3 protein-coding genes are annotated in these 2634 nt (G+C 28.9%); all 3 read left to right on the forward strand.

Going from position 1 to position 2634, the window contains the following annotated elements; genetic code table 11:
• Positions 1 to 1053, forward strand: a 1053-nt coding sequence (locus F7B34_RS04525; protein ID WP_292460650.1) for a glycosyltransferase, incomplete at its 5' end; no start/stop codon positions are given.
• 2 nt (positions 1054 to 1055) lie between these two features.
• Positions 1056 to 2156 (forward strand): HlyD family efflux transporter periplasmic adaptor subunit, encoded by a 1101-nt coding sequence (locus F7B34_RS04530; RefSeq protein WP_292460651.1) that lies wholly within the window; start codon positions 1056 to 1058, stop codon positions 2154 to 2156.
• 1 nt (position 2157) lies between these two features.
• Positions 2158 to 2634, forward strand: a 477-nt coding sequence (locus F7B34_RS04535; RefSeq protein ID WP_292460652.1) for a hypothetical protein, incomplete at its 3' end; no start/stop codon positions are given.

The raw sequence follows: 2634 nt of genomic DNA on the forward strand, positions 1-2634 counted from the left end.
TTTAGGGTTATAGCAAATCATAATGTAGATTTTGAAAAATCAGTTGTAGCGGTAATTGATGGAGATTCTATTTTAACTCCCGGGACTATTAGGAAATGTGCAAGGCTTTTTGGTCTTAATCCAAAACTCGGTGGGCTTACCACGGATGAGGAAGAAGATGATTATCTCTTAGTTCATGGTAAAGGTTTAGTAGAAAAAATATATTATTACTGGTATAAACTTAGATTTGCTCAAAGAAATATGTCAATGAGTTCTATCGCATTGTCTGATAGGATACTTACTTTAACAGGTCGTATGTCAATGATAAGAGCAAATATTGCTGCAAAAAAAGCATTTGCGGATACTGTTCAGCTTGATAAATTAAGTCATTGGAGACTTGGAGAATTTTATTTTCTTACAGGTGATGATAAATCAAGCTGGTTTGCCCTCGCAAGCGAAGGCTGGGATATGTGGTATGTCCCTGATGTGCTTGTTTATACTGTGGATGAAATTCCTGATAGGAATTTTTTTAAAGGCAGTATTATGCTTATGACAAGATGGTTTGGAAACCAATACAGAACAAATGCAAGGGCACTTAAACTTTCGCATAATAAAATGAATCCATATCCGTGGTATGCTTTGATTGACCAAAGAATTACAAAATGGACTACGTTATTTGGTCTTTTTGTTGCTATACTTGGGAGTATAAAATGGGGTGGAGCTATATTTTATGCATATATTTGGTGGATACTTTTTACAAGACTTTTGATGACATTTGTTTATAGATTATCAAGAAAACATATATATGCTTTTTGGCCTTTGATGCTTTATTATAATCAGTTAGTAGGTTCTTTTGTTAAGATATATGTATGGGAGCATATGCATAAGCAGAAATGGACAAGACAGAAAACTACTTTAAAAGGTGGTAGGAGATTTGTAGAATGGTATAGAAAAGTGAGTTCTGATGGGATGGTTATAATTGATTTAATGGTATTTGTTTTGGGAATAGCTTTTTTAATTGGGGTAATAACTTTTCATGATGTATGGGGATTTTTACATATTTTTAGGAGTTAAGGATGAAAAAGGAGAATAAAGAAATGAGTCATAATTTAGATATAGCTTCTCAAATAAAACATGAAGCCGAAATTACAAGACAACATGCAAGATATAAAATTCCTGCTAAAATAGAAATCGACGGTAAAGAATATGATGTGGATAATTGGTCAATATCGGGATGTGCTATTATAAATTTACCTGAAGAATATATTCATAAATTTACACAAGGTAAAATGAAATTTAAATTTGATAATTTTGAAACAGCTGTTGATAAATTAAAACTTGAATTTTTAAAAAATGATAAATTTGATGATCATACGATTATGAGATGTAGATTTACCGAATTAAAACCAGATCAAAGAGCAATATTACAACATATTATAGATTCGTTTTTAGAAGGAAGCGTTGTAACCCAAGATGACATTTTACATGTTGTCCAGCATCAGATTACATATCCAGATAAAAAAACAAAAGAGATAAGTCATAAAAAAGCATGGAGTATATTACTTTTAATTTATTTTGTGATTTTTATTTTGATATTGTTTTTGGGTTATGTTTTTTATAATAGAACATTTATTGTTAAAGCTGTTGTAGGTTATGTTGATACAAATGTAAGTATGGTACGCTCTCCTGCACCTTCATTTATTCAATTTCTTGAAAAGATAAAATCGGGAGATGAGATAAATGCGTCTAAACCTTTTGCTGTTGCTAAAATGTTAAATGGAGGAATAAGAACATTAAGAGCTACTGTTAATGGTAAAGTATTAAATGTATATATACATAATAATGAATTTAGAAATACTGGTGAACCGATATTATCAATAATACCAAATAATGCTAAAATATATATAGTCGCACATATTCTTTCAAAACAAGCTGAAAAATTAAAAATAGGAGATATAGCAACAGTTACTCTTCCTAATGGCAAGGAATTTCGGGCAAAAATTGTAAATATTAAATATCCGGCTCCATTGAGTTCTGAAAAAAGTAAAGGTGTTACCAATACATATGCCAACAGTATAAATTATGTTAAAGTTATTTTGATACCTATTAAATTTAAATTGACTCCAAAACAATTATATGAAAGTGTAAATGTTAAAGTAGATACATTTAGGCAGTAATATGAAAAGAATATTGTTATTGTTTTTTATTTTTTATTTTTCATATGGGTGGAGTTGTTATTCTATACTTACAAAAGTTGATGAAACAACTCCTGTTGCCCCTATTGATACACAAAGAGTGAAAGTTTGTAATGTTTTTCACGATATAATTGATATTAAAGTTAAAAAAGCATATTATGGATGTTATAGATATAAAAAAGAAGCGGAATACGCCCTTGAACATTCAAAATTTCATTTTATAGAACCTAAAATTGTTTATCATAAAGTCAAAAGAAGCGATTTATATATAATTTTTCCAAAAAAATCAGGTATAAATAAAGAAGAGAAGTTAAAGAAATTACACAAAATCTATAAAGAAAATACTCCCGAAAAACTTTTAAAAAAGTTTCCAAAAAAATTATACGGTAAAAGTTTTGCTATTGAAGATGCGAAAAGACTTTATTTTTTACCTTCATATAATATGTTTTATTATAAAAAA

Source organism: Methanothermococcus sp. (genome assembly GCF_015523155.1).
Taxonomy (GTDB): Archaea; AGJL01; Methanococci; order Methanococcales; family Methanococcaceae; genus Methanofervidicoccus.

What these genes read in the sequence shown, in the direction of transcription:
- F7B34_RS04530 (WP_292460651.1), top strand. Translation starts at nt 1,056, where the DNA reads ATGAAAAAGGAGAATAAAGAAATGAGTCATAATTTAGATATAGCTTCT.